This window comes from Mesorhizobium sp. B3-1-9 (genome assembly GCF_006439595.1).
Taxonomy (GTDB): Bacteria; Pseudomonadota; Alphaproteobacteria; order Rhizobiales; family Rhizobiaceae; genus Mesorhizobium.
Genome location: NZ_VFTJ01000003.1, coordinates 342,051 through 361,657, shown reverse-complemented (window position 1 = coordinate 361,657; position 19,607 = coordinate 342,051). Strand labels below are relative to the sequence as shown.

The 19,607-nt window shown below is 63.6% G+C and carries 19 protein-coding genes and 1 tRNA gene; 10 read left to right on the top strand and 10 right to left on the bottom strand.

Annotated features, from left to right (window positions below):
• Positions 1–13 precede the first annotated feature (13 nt).
• On the top strand, positions 14–1,204 hold the full coding sequence (locus FJW07_RS07985; RefSeq protein WP_140855620.1) for a hypothetical protein: 1,191 nt from the start codon (positions 14–16) through the stop codon (positions 1,202–1,204).
• Positions 1,205–1,439: 235 nt separating this feature from the next.
• Here the strand turns inward: FJW07_RS07985 and aspS are convergent, their stop codons facing one another.
• Both aspS and FJW07_RS07975 read right to left on the bottom strand, forming a co-directional pair.
• On the bottom strand, positions 1,440–3,233 hold the full coding sequence (aspS, locus tag FJW07_RS07980) for an aspartate--tRNA ligase (RefSeq protein ID WP_140855618.1): 1,794 nt from the start codon (positions 3,231–3,233) through the stop codon (positions 1,440–1,442).
• Between the two features lie 114 nt (positions 3,234–3,347).
• On the bottom strand, positions 3,348–4,106 hold the full coding sequence (locus tag FJW07_RS07975; protein ID WP_140855616.1) for a DeoR/GlpR family DNA-binding transcription regulator: 759 nt from the start codon (positions 4,104–4,106) through the stop codon (positions 3,348–3,350).
• Between the two features lie 119 nt (positions 4,107–4,225).
• Here FJW07_RS07975 and FJW07_RS07970 point away from each other — a divergent pair, with 119 nt between their 5' ends.
• Both FJW07_RS07970 and rnd read left to right on the top strand, forming a co-directional pair.
• Complete coding sequence (locus tag FJW07_RS07970) at positions 4,226–5,452, top strand: MFS transporter (protein WP_140855614.1); 1,227 nt, start codon at positions 4,226–4,228, stop codon at positions 5,450–5,452.
• Positions 5,453–5,771: 319 nt separating this feature from the next.
• Positions 5,772–6,923: a ribonuclease D gene (rnd, locus tag FJW07_RS07965; protein WP_140855612.1), complete on the top strand. Its 1,152-nt coding sequence runs from the start codon at positions 5,772–5,774 to the stop codon at positions 6,921–6,923.
• 6 nt (positions 6,924–6,929) lie between these two features.
• On the opposite strand, the gene FJW07_RS07960 is transcribed toward rnd, so the two are convergent.
• The 4 genes from FJW07_RS07960 to FJW07_RS07945 all read right to left on the bottom strand — a co-directional run bounded on the left by FJW07_RS07960 (position 6,930) and on the right by FJW07_RS07945 (position 9,865).
• Positions 6,930–7,349, bottom strand: a complete 420-nt coding sequence (locus FJW07_RS07960; protein WP_140855610.1) for an MAPEG family protein — start codon at positions 7,347–7,349, stop codon at positions 6,930–6,932.
• Positions 7,350–7,369: 20 nt separating this feature from the next.
• Complete coding sequence (locus FJW07_RS07955) at positions 7,370–8,038, bottom strand: hypothetical protein (RefSeq protein WP_348640178.1); 669 nt, start codon at positions 8,036–8,038, stop codon at positions 7,370–7,372.
• Entirely contained in the window at positions 7,962–9,464 is a 1,503-nt protein-coding gene (gene guaB / locus FJW07_RS07950; RefSeq protein WP_140659747.1) for an IMP dehydrogenase, read from the bottom strand. The genes FJW07_RS07955 and guaB overlap by 77 nt, the downstream gene beginning before the upstream one ends.
• Before the next feature lie 164 nt (positions 9,465–9,628).
• Positions 9,629–9,865 carry a type II toxin-antitoxin system prevent-host-death family antitoxin gene (locus FJW07_RS07945; protein WP_140855609.1) on the bottom strand — a complete coding sequence of 79 codons (237 nt, stop codon included), beginning with the start codon at positions 9,863–9,865 and terminating at the stop codon, positions 9,629–9,631.
• 207 nt (positions 9,866–10,072) lie between these two features.
• On the opposite strand from FJW07_RS07945, the gene FJW07_RS07940 reads away from it, so the two are divergent.
• Complete coding sequence (locus FJW07_RS07940) at positions 10,073–11,494, top strand: MFS transporter (protein ID WP_140855607.1); 1,422 nt, start codon at positions 10,073–10,075, stop codon at positions 11,492–11,494.
• 160 nt (positions 11,495–11,654) lie between these two features.
• Here FJW07_RS07940 and FJW07_RS07935 read toward each other — a convergent pair whose 3' ends face one another.
• Both FJW07_RS07935 and FJW07_RS07925 read right to left on the bottom strand, forming a co-directional pair.
• Positions 11,655–12,368, bottom strand: coding sequence for an RlmE family RNA methyltransferase (locus FJW07_RS07935; RefSeq protein WP_140855605.1), 714 nt, complete (start codon positions 12,366–12,368; stop codon positions 11,655–11,657).
• Positions 12,369–12,705: 337 nt separating this feature from the next.
• Positions 12,706–14,073: a Ppx/GppA phosphatase family protein gene (locus tag FJW07_RS07925; protein ID WP_140784660.1), complete on the bottom strand. Its 1,368-nt coding sequence runs from the start codon at positions 14,071–14,073 to the stop codon at positions 12,706–12,708.
• Positions 14,074–14,335: 262 nt separating this feature from the next.
• Here FJW07_RS07925 and FJW07_RS07920 point away from each other — a divergent pair, with 262 nt between their 5' ends.
• The 3 genes from FJW07_RS07920 (at position 14,336) to FJW07_RS07910 (ending at position 15,960) form a co-directional block, all read left to right on the top strand.
• The gene (locus tag FJW07_RS07920) at positions 14,336–15,262 is read left to right on the top strand and encodes a YbhN family protein (protein ID WP_140855603.1); all 927 of its coding nucleotides are present in this window, start codon (positions 14,336–14,338) and stop codon (positions 15,260–15,262) included.
• Positions 15,263–15,464: 202 nt separating this feature from the next.
• Positions 15,465–15,538 (top strand) — tRNA-Gln (locus FJW07_RS07915).
• A 188-nt stretch (positions 15,539–15,726) separates the two neighbouring features.
• A complete protein-coding gene (locus FJW07_RS07910; protein ID WP_127306973.1) occupies positions 15,727–15,960 on the top strand; it encodes a hypothetical protein in 234 nt (77 codons plus the stop codon).
• A 126-nt stretch (positions 15,961–16,086) separates the two neighbouring features.
• Here FJW07_RS07910 and FJW07_RS31670 read toward each other — a convergent pair whose 3' ends face one another.
• Positions 16,087–16,260 (bottom strand): hypothetical protein, encoded by a 174-nt coding sequence (locus FJW07_RS31670; RefSeq protein ID WP_181175269.1) that lies wholly within the window; start codon positions 16,258–16,260, stop codon positions 16,087–16,089.
• Between the two features lie 307 nt (positions 16,261–16,567).
• Here FJW07_RS31670 and FJW07_RS07905 point away from each other — a divergent pair, with 307 nt between their 5' ends.
• Entirely contained in the window at positions 16,568–16,747 is a 180-nt protein-coding gene (locus FJW07_RS07905; RefSeq protein ID WP_140641327.1) for a hypothetical protein, read from the top strand.
• Between the two features lie 489 nt (positions 16,748–17,236).
• Entirely contained in the window at positions 17,237–17,680 is a 444-nt protein-coding gene (locus FJW07_RS07900) for a hypothetical protein (RefSeq protein WP_246680705.1), read from the top strand.
• A 51-nt stretch (positions 17,681–17,731) separates the two neighbouring features.
• On the opposite strand, the gene FJW07_RS07895 is transcribed toward FJW07_RS07900, so the two are convergent.
• Positions 17,732–18,664 carry a LysR family transcriptional regulator gene (locus FJW07_RS07895; RefSeq protein WP_181182593.1) on the bottom strand — a complete coding sequence of 311 codons (933 nt, stop codon included), beginning with the start codon at positions 18,662–18,664 and terminating at the stop codon, positions 17,732–17,734.
• 88 nt (positions 18,665–18,752) lie between these two features.
• On the opposite strand from FJW07_RS07895, the gene FJW07_RS07890 reads away from it, so the two are divergent.
• A complete protein-coding gene (locus tag FJW07_RS07890) occupies positions 18,753–19,535 on the top strand; it encodes an aspartate/glutamate racemase family protein (RefSeq protein ID WP_140855597.1) in 783 nt (260 codons plus the stop codon).
• Positions 19,536–19,607: the final 72 nt, after the last annotated feature.

Sequence of the window (19,607 nt, the reverse complement as noted above, 5' to 3'; positions counted from 1 at the left end):
CAGGGAACTCGCCATGACAATCCAACGCTCAACGCTCAAGAAACTGGCTTTTTCGACCTTTCTGCTGACGCTGCCGCTCAATGCGGCCTTCGCCGCCGATCCGGCGGTGGCCGAGCGCATCAAGGCAGCCCTTGCCGCCCAGGGCGTCGACATTTCCTGGACAGGCGTCTCCGGCGACGATTCGAACGCCGTGCTGCAGGGCGTTTCCATCAAACCGGCGGCCGAGAAGGAAGCGCTGCCGATCGGCGACGTGAAGCTGGAAGGGGTCAGCGAAGCCAACGGCGGCTATGAGATCGCCACCGTCTCGACCTCGCCTTTCGAACACAGCAAGGATGGCGTGACACTCAACCTCAGCCCGGTGGTCATCCACGACATGAAGGTTCCCGCCGAAGGCGGCACCGATCCGCTCGGCTCGCTGATGATGTACAAGTCGGCGGAACTCTCCAACATGACGGTCAAGGTCGGCGACAAGACGGCTTTCGCGATGGACGGGCTTGCCGTCCAGATCACCCCGCCGGCCGACGGCAAGGCGATGGACTTCACCGCCAACACCGAAAAATTTACCGCCGACCTGTCGCTGGTCGACGATCCGAAGTCGAAGGAAGCCATCGAGGCGCTGGGCTACCAGAACATCTCGGGCAACATCGCGATGGCCGGAACCTGGCAGCCGAGCGACGGCAAGATGGAGCTGTCGAAATATGACGTCTCGGTCGAAAATGCCGGAACGCTCGGCATGACCTTCGACCTCGGCGGCTACACGGTCGACTTCATCAAGTCGATGCAGGAGATGCAGAAGAAGCTCGCCGCCCAGCCGGAAGGCGCCGACAATTCCGCGCAAGGGATGGCCATGCTCGGCCTGATGCAGCAGCTTTCCTTCAACGGCGCCTCGGTGCGCTTCGAGGACGATTCGCTCACCGGCAAGGTGCTCGACTATGTCGGCAAGCAGCAGGGCATGTCGGCCAAGGACGTCGCCAACCAGGCCAAGGCGATCGTGCCGTTCGGCATGGCGCAGCTCAACAATCCCGAGCTGACGGCCGAGGTGTCGGCTGCCGTCAACACCTTCCTCGACGACCCGAAGAGCCTGGAAATCTCGGCCGAGCCGCCGTCGTCGGTGCCGTTCGCGCTGATCATGGCCGGCGCCATGTCCAACCCGCTCGACCTGCCGAAGACGCTGGGCGTCAAGGTCAAGGCGAACCAGGACTGATCGAAGTCAGTTCCCTTCTCCCCGTCTCTATACGGGGAGAAGGTGCCGGCAGGCGGATGAGGGGCAGCGCCGACGCTTGCGAATATGTAATTCGGTGCTGAACCGACTGCCTGTCAGAAGGCCCCAGCTGTTACGACCGCGTGCAAATCGCCAGCATCCGCGCTGCCCCTCATTGTCCTGCCGGACATTTCTCCCCGTATAGTGACGGGGAGAAAGGGCAGTTGCTAGGCTGCCTTTAGTCCTTCTTCGCCACCGCGACGCGTAGCGACAGCTCGCGCAGCTGTTGCGGGGTGGCTTCGGACGGCGCGCTCATCAGCAGGTCGTAGGCCTGCTGGTTCATCGGGAACATGGTGATTTCGCGCAGGTTCTTGGCGCCCACGAGCAGCATGACGATGCGGTCGACGCCGGCCGCCATGCCGCCATGCGGCGGGGCGCCATACTGGAAGGCGCGGTAAAGGCCGCCGAAGCGCTCTTCCACCGTCGCGCGGTCCAGGCCGCGAATCTCAAAAGCCTTGACCATGGTTTCGGGCAGATGGTTGCGGATGCCACCGGATGCGATCTCGAAGCCATTGCAGACCATGTCGTATTGGAACGCCTTGATTTCGAGCGGATCCTTGGTCGTCAGGGCTTCGATGCCTCCTTGCGGCATCGAGAACGGGTTATGGGCGAAATCGATCGCCTTCGCCTCTTCATCCCATTCATAGAAGGGGAAGTCTATAATCCAGCACAGCTCGAAGCGCTCGCGATCGACGAGGTTCAGCTCCTCGCCAGCGCGCGTACGCGCCGCGCCCGCGAAAGTGACGAACTTCTTCGGGTCGCCGGCGACGAAGAAAGCGGCGTCGCCATCGGCGAGGCCGAGCTGCTGGCGGATCGCCTCGGTGCGCTCCTCGCCGATGTTCTTGGCGATCGGGCCGGCGCCTTCGAGTTTTTCACCTTCCTTGCGCCAGAAGATGTAGCCGAGCCCCGGCTGGCCCTCGCCCTGCGCCCAGGAATTCATGCGGTCGCAGAAGGCGCGGCTGCCGCCGGTCTTGGCCGGAATGGCCCACACCTCGGCCTTCGGATCGTTGGCGAGGATGTTGGCGAACACCTTGAAGCCGGAGTCGCGAAAATGATCCGAGACGGCCTGCATCTCGATCGGATTGCGCAGGTCCGGCTTGTCGGTGCCATAGGTGCGCATCGCCTCGTCATAGGGAATGCGGCGGAATTTCTGCGTCACCGGCTTGCCGGCGGCGAACGTCTCGAAGACCACGCGGAGGACAGGCTCCATCGTGCTGAGGACGTCGTCCTGCTCGACGAAGCTCATTTCGAGGTCGAGCTGGTAGAACTCGCCCGGCAGGCGATCGGCGCGCGGATCCTCGTCGCGGAAGCAGGGCGCGATCTGGAAATAGCGGTCAAAGCCGGAGACCATGATCAGCTGCTTGTACTGCTGCGGCGCCTGCGGCAGCGCGTAGAAGGTGCCGGGATGGATGCGCGACGGCACCAGGAAGTCGCGCGCGCCTTCCGGCGACGAGGCGGTGAGGATCGGCGTCGAAAATTCGGTGAAACCGACCTCCCCCATGCGCTTGCGCATCTCGGCGATGATCTTCGTGCGCGCCACGATATTCCGGTGCAGCGTCTCGCGGCGCAGGTCGAGGAAGCGGTATTTCAGGCGGATGTCTTCGGGATATTCAGGTTCGCCGAACACCGGCAGCGGCAGCTCCTTGGCGGCCGACAGCACTTCGATCTCGCGCGCGAAAATCTCGATCTCGCCGGTCGGCAGGTTTGGATTGACGGTTTCCGGCAGGCGCGCCTTGACCTCGCCGTCGACGCGGATCACCCATTCGCCGCGCAGTGTCTCGGCCACCTTGAAGGCCGGCGAATCCGGATCGGCGACCATCTGGGTCAGGCCGTAATGGTCGCGCAGGTCGATGAAAAGCAGGCCGCCATGGTCGCGCACGCGATGCACCCAGCCCGACAGGCGGACGGAATTGCCGACGTCGCTCTTTCTCAACTGGGCACAGGTGTGGCTGCGGTAACGATGCGTGGTCATGGGTAAAGTCCGGAAATTGCGGGCGTCGGCCCGGCTCGAAAATTGGCGCGAAAAGCGCATGAGAGGCCGGCTTTGTCAAGGCAAGCGGTCGCACAGGCGCACTACCGCAGCCGTTCAAGCAAAGTGGATCTGCGCACCCTGGCTTTGGAAAGCGGCGAGCGTGGCGGGAGGCGCGCTCTTTTCCACCACGAGATGGCGGATCGCATCCGCCTTCGCCACGCGATAGGGCGCGGCGGTGGCAAGCTTGTCGTTGGTGACGGCAATGACGATACCAGCGCTGTTTTTCGCCATGGCGCGCTTCACCTCGGCTTCGGCCGAATCGAAGGCGGTGACCCCCCGCGCGACATCCAGCCCGCAGGAGCCCAGAAAGAACAGATCGGCGCCGAGTTGCGCGACGGCGGCGAGCGTGTCGGCGCCGACGCAGGTGCCGAGATCGGGCACATAGCGGCCGCCGAGCACGATCAGCTCGACCAGGGGAAGGTCCGTCAGAGCCGAGGCGACGCCCAGCGAATTGGTGGCGACGGTCAGTTGGATGCCGCGCGGGATCGCCCTGGCGATCGCCTCATTGGTCGTGCCGCCGTCGATGAACAGCGACTGCCCCGCGCTCAGCAGCCCGACCGCCGCCTTGGCGAGCCGCGTTTTTTCCTCGATCGCATGACGGCTGCGTTGGCTGAGCGTCGCGGCGGCAAAGGGCGCGGAAGCGACCGCGCCGCCATAGACGCGGCGCAGTTGCCCGGCCTTCGCCAATTCCCTGAGATCGCGGCGCACCGTGTCTTCCGACACGCCGAAACGGCTGGCGAGCTCTCCGGCCAGCACCTTTCCGTCCGCCGCAAGCCGGTCGCGAATGAGTTGGTGGCGTTCTTCGGTGAGCATGCACGATCCTATTTATTTGTGCACGTTATTGCATGTTTTGCCTGTTCATGCAAGAAACAGAGCTGCTGGCGGACCCCGAAGAGCTCGCTCGCCAAAATCTCCTTGTTGGATTGCCCGTGATGACCCTTGGCCTGAAACTCGCTCCGCAGCACCGCGTCTATGCCGGCTTCGCGATCTATTCCTTCGCCATGGGCAACATCTTCCCGCGCCTGCCCGACATCAAGCATGCCATGCAGATCGAGGACGGCACGCTCGGACTCGCCCTGATCGGGACGCCGATCGGCACGCTGATCGCGCTGACGCTGGCGACGCCGATCCTGGAGCGCGTCGGCTTTCGCCGCGCGCTGCTGTGGCTGGTGCCGCTGCTGGCGCTTGCCTATTCCGTCGCGGTGCACGCGCCGGGCCCGGCCGCGTTGTTCCTGATGCTGCTCCCGGTCGGACTGATGATCGGCAGCATCGAGATCATCTTGAATGTCGAGGCCGACAGGACCGAGTTCCTGCTCAAGCGCCGCATCATGAACAGGGCGCATTCGTTCTGGAGCATCGGCTTCTTCGGCGCCGGGCTGTTCGGCGGCGCGCTGGCGCATCTCGGCCTGTCGCCGCAACTGCATCTGGCGCTGGTGGTGCCGATGGTGGCTGTTGCGGTGGCGCTGTTGCTCGGCGGCTTCCAACCGGCGCCCGCCCGCTTCGTCACGTCAGGCGACAAAGCGCCGATGTTCGCCCGGCCGACGTTGCCGATCCTCATCCTCGTCGCGGTGACGCTGTCGGCAATGCTGATGGAAGGCGCCAGCATGGACTGGTCGGCGATCTATATGCGCACTGTGTTCGACTCAGGGCCCTTCATTGCCGGGATCACGGTGGCGCTGTTCGCCTTCTCGCAGGCGACGACACGCTTCTTCGCCGACAGCATCATCGACCGCCACTCGCCGAGCGGCGTGGCGCGCGTATTGTTGGCAACGATGGCTGCCGGCGTATTCATCGTCTTCTTCTCGCCCCTGCCCTTCGTCTCGATGCTGGGCTTCGCGCTCATGGGCATTGGCTGCAGCGCGATCTTTCCGTTGGCGATTTCGGCGGCCGCCCAGATGACGGACCGCTCCGCCGCGATCAACGTTGCCGCATTGTCGCAGATCTCCTTCGTCGCCTTCCTGCTCGGTCCGCCGCTGCTCGGCTTCGTCTCGGACCACTGGGGCATCCGCTCGGCCTATGGCATCGGCATACCGTTCATCGTGCTCAGCCTGGCGGCAGCGGGCGCGCTTGGCCGGCGACCGTCGCCGAACGCCGTAACGGACGGAACAGGACCCGACACGACGGGAGAGAGAGTACCGGCGCGGGCCTACGAGGCATGAACCGCTCGCCCATCGTCAAGTCGATCACGATCGCGGCACCATTGTCCGACGTCTGGCGCAGCGTGACCGAACCGACATGATGCAGGGCTGGATGTCGCCCGCATGCCAGCCTCCACTGGGGCGGCACGCTGCCGATTCTGAAAGCGCCGTGGAGCGGACCGCGACGGCTTGAGGGACATCGCGGGTTGGCGCGCCGGAACGCGGCGCGATTTCGCATGGGAGAATCCGGCGATCGGGCCACCGCTACGCTGCGGCGGCTTGACGAAAGGGCGCGCGGCTGAAATTGAAAGAGGCCTAATATTGTGCCAAAAGCGATTTGATGCAGGTCATCACCACACAAGAAGAACTCGAGAGCGTTGTCGCGGCGTTCGAAAAGTCGGAATTCGTTACCGTCGATACCGAATTCATCCGCGAGACGACCTTCTGGCCGATCCTCTGCCTGATCCAGATCGCCGCGCCTGGGATTGAGGCGCTTATCGATCCGTTGTCGCCCGGCATCGACCTGAAACCGTTTTTCCGGCTCATGGCCAACGAAGCGGTGCTGAAGGTCTTCCACGCGGCGCGGCAGGACATCGAAATCATCGTCCATCTCGGCGATCTGGTGCCGCATCCGGTGTTCGACACGCAGGTGGCGGCGATGGTCTGCGGCTTCGGCGACAGCGTTTCCTATGACCAGCTTGTCCAGAAGGTCACCGGAGCCCGGCTCGACAAATCCTCGCGCTTCACCGACTGGCGGCACCGGCCGCTCTCCGACAAGCAGCTCGAATACGCGCTCGCCGATGTCACCCACCTGATCAAGGTCTACCAGCATCTCAGCGCCGAGCTGAAGCGCGAGGACCGCGCCCATTGGCTGAACGAGGAGATGGATGTCCTCACCTCGCGCGAGACCTACGATCCGCATCCCGAGGATGCCTGGAAGCGGCTGAAGATGCGGCTGCGCAAGCCGCAGGAGCTGGCGATCGTGCAGGCGGTGGCCGCCTGGCGCGAGCGGGAGGCGCGCGAGCGCGACGTGCCGCGCGGCCGCGTGCTCAAGGATGATGCGATCTACGAGATCGCGCAGCAGGCGCCGCGCGACGCGGCGGCGCTCGGCAAGCTGCGCACCACGCCGAAAGGCTGGGAGCGCTCCGCGACGGCAGCCGCGCTGCTTGGCGCGGTCAATACCGCCCTTGCCCTGCCCAAGGATGCGATGCCGAAACTGCCGAAAAGCGTCCAGCCGCAGGAAGGATCGAGCGCGGCGTCGGAGCTGCTCAAGGTGTTGCTCAGGATCGTCGCGGAGAAGGAAGGCGTCGCCACCAAGGTGCTTGCCTCCAGCGACGATATCGACCGCATAGCCGCCGAGGGCGACGAAGCCGACGTGGCGGCGCTGCAGGGCTGGCGGCGCGCCGTTTTCGGCGAGCAGGCGCTGAGGCTGGTGCGCGGCGAGATCGGCATCAAGTTCGACAAGCGCCGGATCGCGGTGTTCGACCTTTAGCTAGCGTCACACCACCGCGAGCAGGCGCAGCGCGAACCAGAACCAGGCGATAAGAAGTATACCCGCGCCAAGGAAGAAGGCGCGGCTGCGGTGCAGCACATAGTTTCTGTCGAGATGCACCCAGGCGTGCACATAGCGCGTGACTATGAACAGCCACATCAACGCCAGCGTCAGGTAGTTCACGCCATTGGTGACGAACAGCGCCAGGCAGAGCACGTGGAAGAGAACCGGCAGCTCGAACTGGTTGATCAGATTGTTGGCGACTGTGACGCTCGAGGCCGGTTCGGTGGAGCGGACCTTGTATTGGCCGACCTTCGCTTCGCCGGACTTCACGGCGAGATAGCGCCGCTTCAGCATCACCAGATAGACGATGTAGACCAGGAGCACATGCGCCAGCATCGGCCAGAAGATGGCGGTCTGGTGCATTTGTCTGCCCTCTCCTCCCGTCAGCGCCGCCGCTGCCCGGCCAGCGCGAAGAATGCGACGACAAAGAATGGAATGGCCAGCAGCGCGAATTTGGTGACGGTCAGCAAAGAGGCGAAGGCCAGCGAATCGGGGTTGGCCAGCTGGAAATCGGAGAGCAGCCGCGCCAGGGCAAAATTCTGAGCATAGTCGGCGACCGTATAGGGCAGCACCAGCACGAGCGCGAACAGGGCCTGCAGCTGCGCCGGCATGGCACGGAAGGTGCTGAGCCGCCGCCCGAAGGCAAGGATGAGGCTGACCAGCGTCAGCGACAGCAGCGCCGGGAACAAAAGGTCGAAGGTCAAATAGTGCCAGACGATGATGATCTCGCCGCCGCGACGGCCGAGTGCTGTGAGCCACGCCATGCCTTCGTCGGGCGTGAAGCCGGCGACGCGCATATCGAGCGCGGCCAAGCCGCCGCTCAAGCGCTGGAAATAAAGAAACTCCAGCGCCGTCATGACGAGGAAAAGCGCGATCGAGGCAATGGACAGCGCCGCCGCGTGCCGCGACAGCCGCAGCACCGCCACGCTCAAGCCACGCCGCAGCCCCTGGCGGTCGGGCCGATCGGCCTCTCGATCAAAGTCCGCCCGGGTAATTGGGGCTTTCGCGGGTGATCGTGACGTCATGGGCGTGGCTTTCACGAAGTCCGGCATTGGATATGCGCACAAAAGTGGCGCGCTCGCGGAAATCTGCAAGGTCACGTCCACCCACATAACCCATAGCGGCTTTCAGGCCGCCTGCAAGCTGGTGCAGCACGCCAGCCACAGGTCCTTTGTAGGGAACCTGCCCTTCAATGCCTTCCGGAACCAGTTTCAGCGTATCGCGGACCTCGGCCTGGAAGTAGCGATCGGCCGAGCCGCGCGCCATGGCGCCGACCGAGCCCATGCCGCGGTAAGCCTTGAAGGAGCGGCCCTGGTGCAGATAGACCTCGCCCGGGCTCTCGTCGGTGCCGGCAAGCAGCGAGCCGATCATTGCTGCGCTAGCGCCCGCGGCAAGCGCCTTGGCCAGATCGCCCGAATATTTGATGCCGCCGTCGGCAATGACGCTCACGCCAGACTTATGCGCGGTCTCCACCGCCGACATGATTGCCGAAAGCTGCGGCACGCCGACGCCGGCCACGATTCTGGTTGTGCAGATCGAGCCCGGGCCGATGCCGACCTTGACGGCGTCGGCGCCGGCGTCGATCAGCGCCTGCGTGCCGTCGGCGGTGGCGACATTGCCAGCCAGGATGCGCACGGAATTGGAGAGCTTCTTCGCCCGCGCCACCGCGTCCAGCACGCGCTGCGAATGGCCGTGCGCGGTGTCGATGACGAGCAAGTCGACGCCGGCGTCGATCAGGCGCTCGGCGCGCTCGAAACCGTCGTCGCCGACACTTGTGGCGGCCGCCGCGCGCAGGCGCCCTTGGGCATCCTTGGTGGCATGCGGGTTGAGTTGCGACTTCTCGATGTCCTTGACGGTGATCAGGCCCACGCAATTGCCATTCCTGTCGACCACCACCAGCTTCTCGATGCGGTGTTTGTGGAGGAGACGCTTGGCTTCGTCCTGGTCGACATTCTCCTTGACCGTGATCAGGTTCTCACGCGTCATCAGCTCGTAGACCTTCTGCGCCGGATCGGAAGCGAAGCGCACGTCGCGGTTGGTGAGGATGCCGACGAGCCGGCCGACCGTGTGGCCGCCGGTGCCGCCATTCTCGACCACTGGAATGCCCGAAATCGAATAGGTGCGCATCAGCGCCAGCGCGTCGGCCAGCGTGGCGTCCGGGCCGATGGTGACCGGGTTCACCACCATGCCGGACTCGAATTTCTTCACCTGCCTGACCTGCTCGGCCTGCTCGGCCGGCGAGAAATTGCGGTGGATGACGCCGATGCCACCGGCCTGCGCCATGGCGATCGCCAGCCGCGCCTCGGTGACGGTGTCCATCGCCGCCGACAGGATCGGCACGTTGAGATCGATGTCGCCGGCAATGCGGGTGCGGATGTCGGTCTCGCCCGGCATGACTTCGGAATGGCCGGGCTGCAAGAGCACGTCGTCGAAGGTCAGCGCCAGCGCGCCGGTGGACGTTTCGATGATTTTTGCCATGGCCAGTCCTTTTGAATGCGGAAAAGGCGCTGGGCCGATTGGCCAGCGCCGACTCTCATCTTCCCTTTCAGGATTGGCGCTGGCTGGTAACACGTCCTGTAGCGGTTGAAAAGCCAATCGTTGCGCGAGGTGACGGCACCCGTTTCGAACCAAAGCCTTCATCGCTAGCGTTCGTAAGTATCGTCGCGTGTCCAGTTTTCGACTGCGACGACCGGCTGTTGCTCGAGCCGCGACAACAACGCTGCGCGCGAGTAGGGCAATAGTTCCTGCGTGTCGGCGGGAACGATCCGCGCCACAGGCCGCCCATTGCTGACCACGACATAGCTCTGTCCTTCACTGCCTCCACGCAGGATGAAGGAGAGTTTGCGTTCGACGTCAGCTATGGAGACGATGTCGTCCATGTCAGCACTCCATGCAGATCGGTAGTATGACAATACGCCCGGTAGAACGACATTCCGCCGAAAAATTTGCCCTACCAGTGGTTGCGATCCCGCAAAAGTGACAGCAATTTAATGCGACATCCGGGCCGAGGCGTGATAACCGCCCGGTCGCACCGGTTCGCCCCCAAGCCGGGCCTAGAATCGCGAAGACAAATCAGGGCGTTTCCCTTGAACCGCATCATTCCGCTCATCCTGGCGGTCGCACTTTTCATGGAGAACATGGATTCGACCGTGATCGCGACGTCGCTGCCGGCGATCGCCGTCGACATCCACACTAGCCCGATCGCGCTGAAGCTGGCGCTGACCGCCTATCTGGTGTCGCTGGCGATCTTCATTCCGATCAGCGGCTGGATGGCGGACCGGTTCGGCGCCAAGAACGTGTTTCGCGCCGCGATCGGCGTCTTCATCGCCGGCTCGGTCGCCTGCGCCTTCGCCAATTCGCTGCCGGCTTTCGTTGTGTCGCGCTTCCTGCAAGGCATGGGCGGCGCGATGATGACGCCGGTCGGCCGGCTGGTGCTGGTGCGCGCCACGCCGAAGAACGAGCTCGTCGCGGCAATGTCCTGGCTGACCGTGCCAGCGCTGGTCGGCCCGCTGGTCGGCCCACCGATCGGCGGTTTCATCACCACCTATTTCACCTGGCACTGGATCTTTCTCATCAATGTGCCGATCGGCCTGATCGGCATGTGGCTCGCCACGCGTTATCTGCCGGAAACGGAGCCTGCCCAGACGCCGCCGCTCGATTTCCCCGGCTTCGTGCTCTCGGGGCTTGCCGCTTCCGGCGTCGTGTTCGGCCTTTCCGTCGTCAGCCTGCCGGCGCTGCCGCCGATGGGGGGCTTCATCACTGTCGCCGTCGGCGTGGTCTCAGGCGTGCTCTATCTCCTCCATGCCCGGCGCGCCAGGAACCCGCTCTTGGCGCTGGAGCTGTTCCGCAACCAGGTGTTCCGATCCTCCGTGCTCGGCGGCTCGCTGTTTCGCATCGGCATCGGCGCGGTGCCGTTCCTCTTGCCGCTGATGTTCCAGATCGGCTTCGGGCTCACGCCCTTCCAGTCGGGCATGATCACTTTCGTCTCGGCGATCGGCGCCATCGGCATGAAGTTCGTCACGGCACTGCTTTTCCGCCTCGCCGGCTTCCGTCGGGTGCTGATCTGGGGCTCGCTTGTCGCGGCCGCCTCGATCGCGATCTACGGCTTGTTCACGCCGCAGACGCCTTATGCGCTGATGCTGGCGATACTTCTGGTCGGGGGCTTCATCCGCTCGATGTTCTTCACCGGCGTCAATGCGCTCTCCTATGCCGAGATCGCGCCCGCCGACACCAGCAAGGCGACGCCGATCACGGCGGTTTTCCAGCAATTGTCGATCGCGCTCGGCGTTGCGCTGGCCGGCGGCATCCTCGAAGTATCGACGTCCATCCACGGCGGGCCGCTGACGCTCAGCGACTTCCACATCGCCTTCTTCATCGTGGCGGCCGTTTCGGCGGCGGCATCGATCACCTTCATGCGGCTGGCGCCGGACGCCGGCAACGCCGTCTCGGGCCACGGCCACCTGACCACGCCAAAGACGTTGGAAACGGTGGGGACAGCGGGGAAGTAGCTCACGGCGCCGCCCCTGGAATCCATGCCGTTAGCTTGGCCGAGAAACACCGCGGTCCAGAATTCGTAGCCGCCATTCGCCGGAGCCGCTCCAAGTTCCGCACTGCAGCGGCACCGAAACATCACGGCATGGGATTCCAGGGTCTACACTTCGCTCCGCCCTAGAATGACGAAGTTCCAGGACCTTTGAACTCCTTCGCCAGCAGGTAAAGCTCCACCGACTCGTCCCGCGAGGCCGGTGGCTTGACGTGATGGACCGAGCGGAAATTTTGCTTTAGCAGTGACAAAAGCTCGTTCTCGGCGCCGCCTTGAAATGTCTTGGCGAGGAAATGCCCGCCGGGCTTGAGCACGTGCAGGGCGAAATCGGCCGCGACTTCGCACAGATGCATGGTTCGCAGATGATCGGTGCGGCGGTGCCCGGTCGTGGGTGCCGCCATATCGGACAGCACCACATCCGGCTGGCTGCCCAGCGCCTCGGCAAGTTTTTGCGGCGCGTCGGGATCGAGGAAATCCATCCGCAGGATGACGGCGCCCGGGACCGCGTCCATTTCGAGATAGTCGATGCCGACGACATGCGGATTGTCCGCCGTGGACTTCGTCCGCGCCGCCGCCACCTGGCACCAGCCGCCGGGCGCGGCGCCGAGGTCGATCACTTTCATGCCGGGCCTCAGCAGACGATGCTTGTCGTCGATCTCGATCAGCTTGTAGGCGGCGCGGGAGCGGTAGCCATCGGCCTTGGAGCGCTGCACATAAGGATCGTTCATGTGGCGCTCGAGCCAGCGGCGCGAAGACTCCTTCAAGCCGCTCTTCTTCTTGATCCTGGTCTTGAGGACGCGAATGCCGGCAGATCCTGGCTTTTCGGGTTTCTTGGTCATTGCCTGATTTCTTGCCCGAGCATGATCCTGTGAGAAAACCGATCGCCACTTTTCGCTGGCCCGGTCCTGAGATTCGGCATCAGGATTTCTGGTCGGCTTTTTCTCGCTCGCTTCATCGTGCCGGTTTTGCGACGGCTTCGCGTTTCACGGAAGGCTTCCCCCACTCCGTCGCCGCTTCGCAGCGCCACCTCTTCCCCCTTCGGAGGGAGAGGAAGGGAGCCAAGGCTGGCGACCTCGCGCCTTTCCTCTCCCCCGTCGATCGGGGGAGAGGTGTCGAGCGAAGCTCGACGGAGTGGGGGTCGACTGCTGATCAAAACAACGCGGCCACCTTTTGGGATCATGCGCGGCGCCCACCATCGCCACGCCAGACGCCGTCATCGGCCATCAGTTCGCTCAGGATTCCCTCGCGCAGGCCGCGGTCGGCGACGCGCAGCCGCTCGGACGGCCAGACACCGCGGATCGCTTCCAGTATGGCGCAGCCGGCGAGCACCAGGTCGGCGCGGTCGGCGCCGATGCAGGGATTGGCGCAGCGCTGCTGGAAATCCCAGCCGATCAGCCGCTCGATCATACGATCGACGCTGTCGCGATCCATCCAGAGGCCATCGACACGGCGGCGGTCGTAGCGCTCGAGATCGAGATGCACGCCGGCCAGCGTCGTCACCGTGCCGGAGGTGCCGAGCAGATGGAAGTTCGGGCTGGCCAGCACATGCGCGAGCCGGTCGCGGCCGTCGAAGACCTTCAGCCGCGTAGCCACGTCGTCGACCATGGCGGCAAAGGTCTCGCGCGTCACCGTGCGTCCGCCGAAGCGCTCGGCGAGCGACACCACGCCGACAGGCAGCGAGGTCCACGACACGATGTGATTGGCGAGCCGCGGAGAGCGCCGCCCAGTCAGGTCGATCAGGGCGATTTCTGACGAGCCGCCGCCAATATCGAACAGCACCACGCCCTGCGTGTCGCGCTCGACCAGCGAGCCGCAACCGGAGACGGCAAGGCGGGCCTCGGTCTGGCGGTCGATGATTTCGAGCTTCAGCCCGGCCTCGCGCTCGACGCGGTCCAGGAATTCGACGCCGTTGGCGGCCGAACGGCAGGCTTCGGTGGCGATCAGCCTGGCTTTCCTGATCTTGCGGTTGCGCAGTTTCTCGCCGCAGATCTTCAGCGCCTCGACGGCGCGGTCCATCGCGGCCTGGCTTAGCCGGCCGCTGGCGGTGAGCCCCTCGCCCAGTCTGACGATGCGCGAGAAAGCGTCGATGACGCGGAATTGGCCGTGACGGCCGGGCACCGCGACCAGCAGCCGGCAATTGTTGGTGCCGAGGTCGAGCGCGGCGAAAACCGGCAATTCCTGCTGCGGCGGACGTGGCGGGACCGACAGCCTTGGCTCAACCTGTGGCGGCGCGGTCCGAGGTTGGTTTGCCGCCGGGCTGGCAGGCGCGGCATGCGGCAGGGCGCCGCTGTCGTCGCGCGCGAACACCTTGCGGCCACGCCTGCGCTTGCGGCGCTTGCGCGTCTTGCCTTTCGGCTGATCGCCCTGCTGGTCGGCCTGACTTGCGCCAGTCTGCCTCTGGTTGGCATGTCTGGGGTCGGCGTGTCTTTGGTGCGCACCCGCGTGGCGGCTGAATCGCGCCGTGTGCGGGCCCGCCGACTGCGTCGGCGATGCCCCGGACATGCCCACTGCCGACGCGCCCGCGCCGGTATCGTGGTCTTCCACTTCAGTTCCTTCCGGCGCCGCGCGAACCGGGAACGGACGCAGCAGGCACCTCGATTTGTTTCAAGTTGAGGGCAGAGTAGCAGCGCCGTTCGCAATCACCAAGAGCGCATGGCCGAATTTCGCTAACGTCGCATTTTGCCAGCGTCACGTTGGGGCAATGTCTTGCCGGTTGAATAGCCGGCTTCAATCGGGCATGTCTCAAATGAGGGTTCGAAAGGGTTTTGGGCACATCTATCAATGAGCTGCAACGCATGATGACGACGTGAGGCGCTATTTCTGGCCGGTCATAGGCATCGCGGCCGTCGCATTCTCGCTGTGGCTGCTCATTCACGAACTGCGCGGCATTTCGCTCAACGATGTCTGGATCGGCATCTCCGCCATCCCGCCGCGCGGCTGGCTGCTCGCGGCGCTGAGCTCGATCGTCGCCTATGCCGCGCTCGCCGGCTACGACCACATCGCGCTGCTGCATATCGGCAAGAAGGTATCGTGGCTGTTCGTCACGCTGTGCTCCTTCACCACTTACGCGGTGTCGCACAATATCGGCGGCTCGGTGTTTTCCGGCGCGGTCATCCGCTACCGCGCCTACGCCACGAGAGGGCTGACCGGCCAGGAGGTCGGCGTGCTGGTGGCGATCTGCTGGTTCACCTTCATCCTGTCCAGCGTTTTCCTCGGCGGCCTCGTGCTGTTGCTCGAACCCCAGATCATCGATCGTTTCACGGGCGCGCCGCATCACGGCGCGACCTTCGCCGCGGGGCTCGCCATGCTCATCCTTGTCGGCGCCTACGCCTTCGGCAGCTGGTTGCGGCTCAGACCGCTGAAGATAGGCAGCTTCCAGCTGCACTATCCGGCACTGCCGATCGTGGCGCGGCAATTGCTGATCGGGCCGGTCGAACTGCTTGGGGCCGCCGCGATCATCTATTTTGCCCTGCCCGAGGTTGGCAATCCCGGCTATTTCGTCGTGCTCGGCGTGTTCATGGTGTCGTTCTCGATCGGGCTGTTGTCGCACGCGCCGGGCGCGCTCGGCGTGTTCGAGTTCGTCTTCCTCACCGGCCTTTCGGACATGGACCCAGTCGGCGTGCTCGCCGCCCTTCTGGTGTTCCGCCTGTTCTATCTCATCATTCCGCTGCTGATCGGCCTTAGTGTGGTGCTCTATTTCGAGCATTCGCAATATAGCCGCGAGAAGAACTGAAGCCTTCGGCGCCTAGCGGCGGAGCCAATGCATGTCGCCCAAAAGCGCGGAGCGGTTTTGGGCGAACGACATGCATCGGACAAAGGCTCAAAAAGCCTGCGGTTGATCTCTGCTGCGGGCTTGACTATTTTTCGATGGCGGCTACAAGGCAGCGCTCGCGGCGCATGAGCCGCCCGCTTCGCGCGATACCAATCGCGCCTGCTGGGGAATAGGTTAACGGTAGACCCACGGACTCTGACTCCGTTAGTCCTGGTTCGAATCCAGGTTCCCCAGCCACAAGTTTCCGCGAATTGCCAAACATCACAGTGGGCTTCGCCATGGGCTGAGCTCCGCCCGATCTGCGGTTATATTAGCAATAAACGATATGTTAACGGCTGAAGCGCAGCCTGTTCGAATCGGGAGGTCCCCGATCGACGATCCGGCACCCAGTATGCCGAGACGCCCGACCGATGCGGAGCAAACGCATGAGTGTCGAAACGGCATTGGCGCAGCTGTTGCGCATGATCCATCGTCGCGCGCTGAATTTGGCGACGATGCCGGACGATGAGAGAGATCCATACTACGACAGCATCCGCCGGTCATGCTGCGGAGCGGCCGAGCATATCGGGCAGTCTCCCGACAATGCAGCCATGACGGCAAACAGCATGGTCGAATTTACCCGGGCAATGGTCGGTATCATCGAGGCGGGACGTGGGTAAGCCGCAAACACACTCGCGACGAGCTCGGGAGGTGCCGAGAGGCGCGGTTGCGGCCCGTTACCCGAAGCTTGCAACGTGATCGTGCCATCTGCACATCAATGATCCGGCTTGGGAGCGATCGCTATTTCAGATCGCGCCCCAAATGTTCGACGACAAATGTTTGGTTGTCGGCATTACCGGCCAGCAAACATCCGACTGATTGTCGGACGGCAGCCCGTTCCGCATCCGCGTCGGGTTGCGGGCATCCTGCGCATATTTCAGGGCCGCGCCCATGCGGTTCAACGTCTTCAGTATCGACATAGATCTCATCCCTGGTCCGCCGTGGCAGGGAGGGGGTCGATCCCTGCTGCCTTCGTTATGGCGAGCTAAATGATCGATGAATGTTTCCGTCGCATTGCACGGAAACAGGAGGCCCGTAACAGGAACAGTTCGCCCTGAAACATTTGCGTGCAAATGAGTTCAAGGCCCCCGGCCGAATCGATCTGCCGCCATCGCGCAGTTTCCTTTTCGAAACAAATACGCGCCCAGGCGCCATCGGACCGAAACGAATGCGCGGCAAAACCGTCATCGACCGGCGCGACCGGATTTAAAAACAAAGGAAAATGAAATGACCAAGTTCCTTCGTAATGCAGTTCTTGCAATTGTTGCTGCTTCTGGGCTCGTTGGCTCGGCTTATGCTCAGCAGGCGACTATCAACTCCTGCAGCAATCACGACGATTACTGGACCCAGTGCCTGAACGGTGCGCATGGCAGCCACCATGATGGCCGCGGAAGCGATCGTCGGTAATCGACACGTCCGCTGAAAGAGCCCCGCAGGCATCTCGCCGGCGGGGCTCTTTCTGTTCGAAGTGCTGCCGGGCCGCTCGCCGCCCTCAGTCAGCAAGGCCAACCTACCGGTCGGCATCGATATCTGGGCACGACCTGCGCGGCTATCCGATGGGCAACGCCTCCACATGGATGCGGAGCAGCAGCAAATGAGCTTGCCCGGATCGCGAGATGGTGCCGGATTGACGGGGAATAGAGGGGGCATATTTCCCACCAGCGTCCCGCTGACGTCTCGCATTCAAAGCATGGTGCGTGGACGCCAGTCGCCTTGCCGGCAGTTTGATCCATCGCCGCATTACAGCAATTTTCCCAAGCCCGGAACCGGCAACGCTGCGAGGGTTGTCAGCGCATGGCTGCTGCCCTGCCGTTCCGTTGGAGAAAGATCACGCCAATGTCCTCGTTTTTCACTGCCCTTGCGTCCGAAGGTCCTCCAACCGAGCGGCGGAAGGAGATGAGTCTCTACGGATGGCTGGTCGGGAGCTGGGACATGGACACGATCCATCACCTCGATGACGGCGCCATCCAGAAATCGACTGGCGAATGCCATTTCGGCTGGGTGCTCGAAGGCCGCGCCATTCAGGACCTCTGGATCAGGCCCAGGCGCCCTGCCCCGTCCACCATGTATGGAACGACCCTGCGCGTCTTCGATCCCGGGATCGGCGGCTGGCACATCATCTGGAGCGATCCGCTCAACCAGGATTATTCGCGCCAGATCGGACGGGCCGAGGGCAAGGACATCGTCCAGATCGGGGAAGACTGGCGGGGCCTGCAAGCGAGATGGCGCTTCACCGAGATCACGGCCGACAGCTTTCATTGGATCGGGGAGGAAAGAGCCGCCGATGGCGATCCCTGGCGTGTGACGCATGAGCATTTCGCGCGGCGGGCGAATCCGTAAGCTAGCCGGTGATTTCAGTTACCTCTCGCTACCGGAGGGGTATTTTCCGGCCTAAATGCTTCGAAGCGGCCAGGTCATTTCACGCAGCTCCGCGAGAACCGCATTCTCGAATTGCGACGGCTGGTGAAACTCGCTGGTGACCACGCCCAGCTTTCTCGGCGGCAGGCCATCCCGCAAGGGAACAACGGCCAGGCCGGGCAGCGGGCACGATCTGGCGGCGATCTCGGGGACGACGGTCAGGCCGATGTTCTGCTGCGCGAGCTGGCAGCCGGTCATCAGCTGGCGCACCTCGACGACGGTTCTCGGCTGCAGGCCGGACCGCTCCGACATCATGGCCAGCCAATTGCCCGATGTCGTTCCCGAGGGAAAGCGGATGAAAGGTTCGGCAAGCACCTCTTCATCGGCAAGCTCGGATCTGGCGGCGAGAGGATGCGATGTCGACAGGACCACGCAGGCGCCGTCCTGGCAGAGCAGCTCGAACAGCAGACCGGGCGACGGAACGAACACGCTGCTGATGCCGAAATCGATCTCGTTCGACCTCACGAGCTGAAACGTTTCCTCGCTGTCGATCTCCACGATATCGAGCACATGGTTCGGGAACCGGGGCCGCAGCGCATGGAAGGCGGGGCCAATGAACATCGCGGCGAAGGACGCCACACTTGCAACCCGCAGGATCTGCTCGGTGCCCAGGCTGAGCGAAGCGAGCTGATCGACGATCGCCTCGTTGCCCGCAACAAGCCGCCGCAGCCCGGGCAGCAGCGAACTGCCGGCGGGGCTGAGCCGAAGCCCTTCGCGGTCGCGGACCAGGAGCGTGAAGCCCAATTGCTTTTCCAGCTGCGTGACGTGCTGCGAGATGGCCGGCTGGGTAAGGCCCAGCTCTTCCGCGGCCTGGGTGAACGAGTTCAGTTCCAGCACCGTCAGCAGGCTGCGCACACGGCGCACGGATATCTCACCGCGTCGGGAAAGCATGACGGGCACCTTCATAAGCGTCTTTGGATGATCATAACGAAACGCTATTTCCTGGGGCATTCATAAGCAACTAGCTTCGCCGCAACGATGTGCGGAGACTTGGATGACGGCTCGCGATTCAGGGGTTCAACGAATTCACGCCCGCAAAAATCATTCCTGCTACGGAATGGGCCTGGGCATCATCATCCTGGACGAGGTCTATCCCGGGTTCCCCGGCGACGTGCGCAACGCCAGCGCCTATCCCTTTCCGATCCAGTATGAAATCGCCGAAGGCGTCGACATCCAGCACCTCGTCCGCGGCGACGACAAGAAAGCCCTGCTCGAGCCGATTGTCAGGGCCGCGCGGAAGCTGGAACGCATGGGATGTCGCGCGATCGCCGCCGAATGCGGCTACTTCGCCTGGTTCCAGAAGGAGATCGCGGCCAGCGTCGATGTGCCGGTTTTCGCGTCGAGCCTGCTGCAGGTACCCCTCGCCCAGATGATCATCGGTCCCGAAAGGGTCGTCGGCATTCTCGTCGCCGAGGGCGACCGGCTCAGTGACCGGCACCTGACTTCGGTCGGCGTGACGCTCGGAACGAACTATATCGTCCACGGCGCCAAGGATGACGGCAAGACCCCACAATTCGACAATCTCTGGACAAAGGACATCCGGCCCGAAATCCCTACCGCGGATTATAACCTGGCCGAGCGCGACATCGTCAAGGTCGCGAAGGATTTCGCCGCCGCCCATTCGGACATGGGAGCCATGGTCCTGGAATGCACCGGGTTTCAGCCCTTTGGCCGGGCGATACAGCGCGAAATCGACATGCCCATGTTCAGCTGGTCGACCTTGCTGGACTATGCCTATTCCGTCGCCGTGCACCGGGATTTCTACGGCCACGTCTGACCTGCGCGGTCAGCCCGAATGAAAAGGCGCGGCCGAGGCCGCGCCCTTCATAAGCTTCTTCGGAGGCCTGGT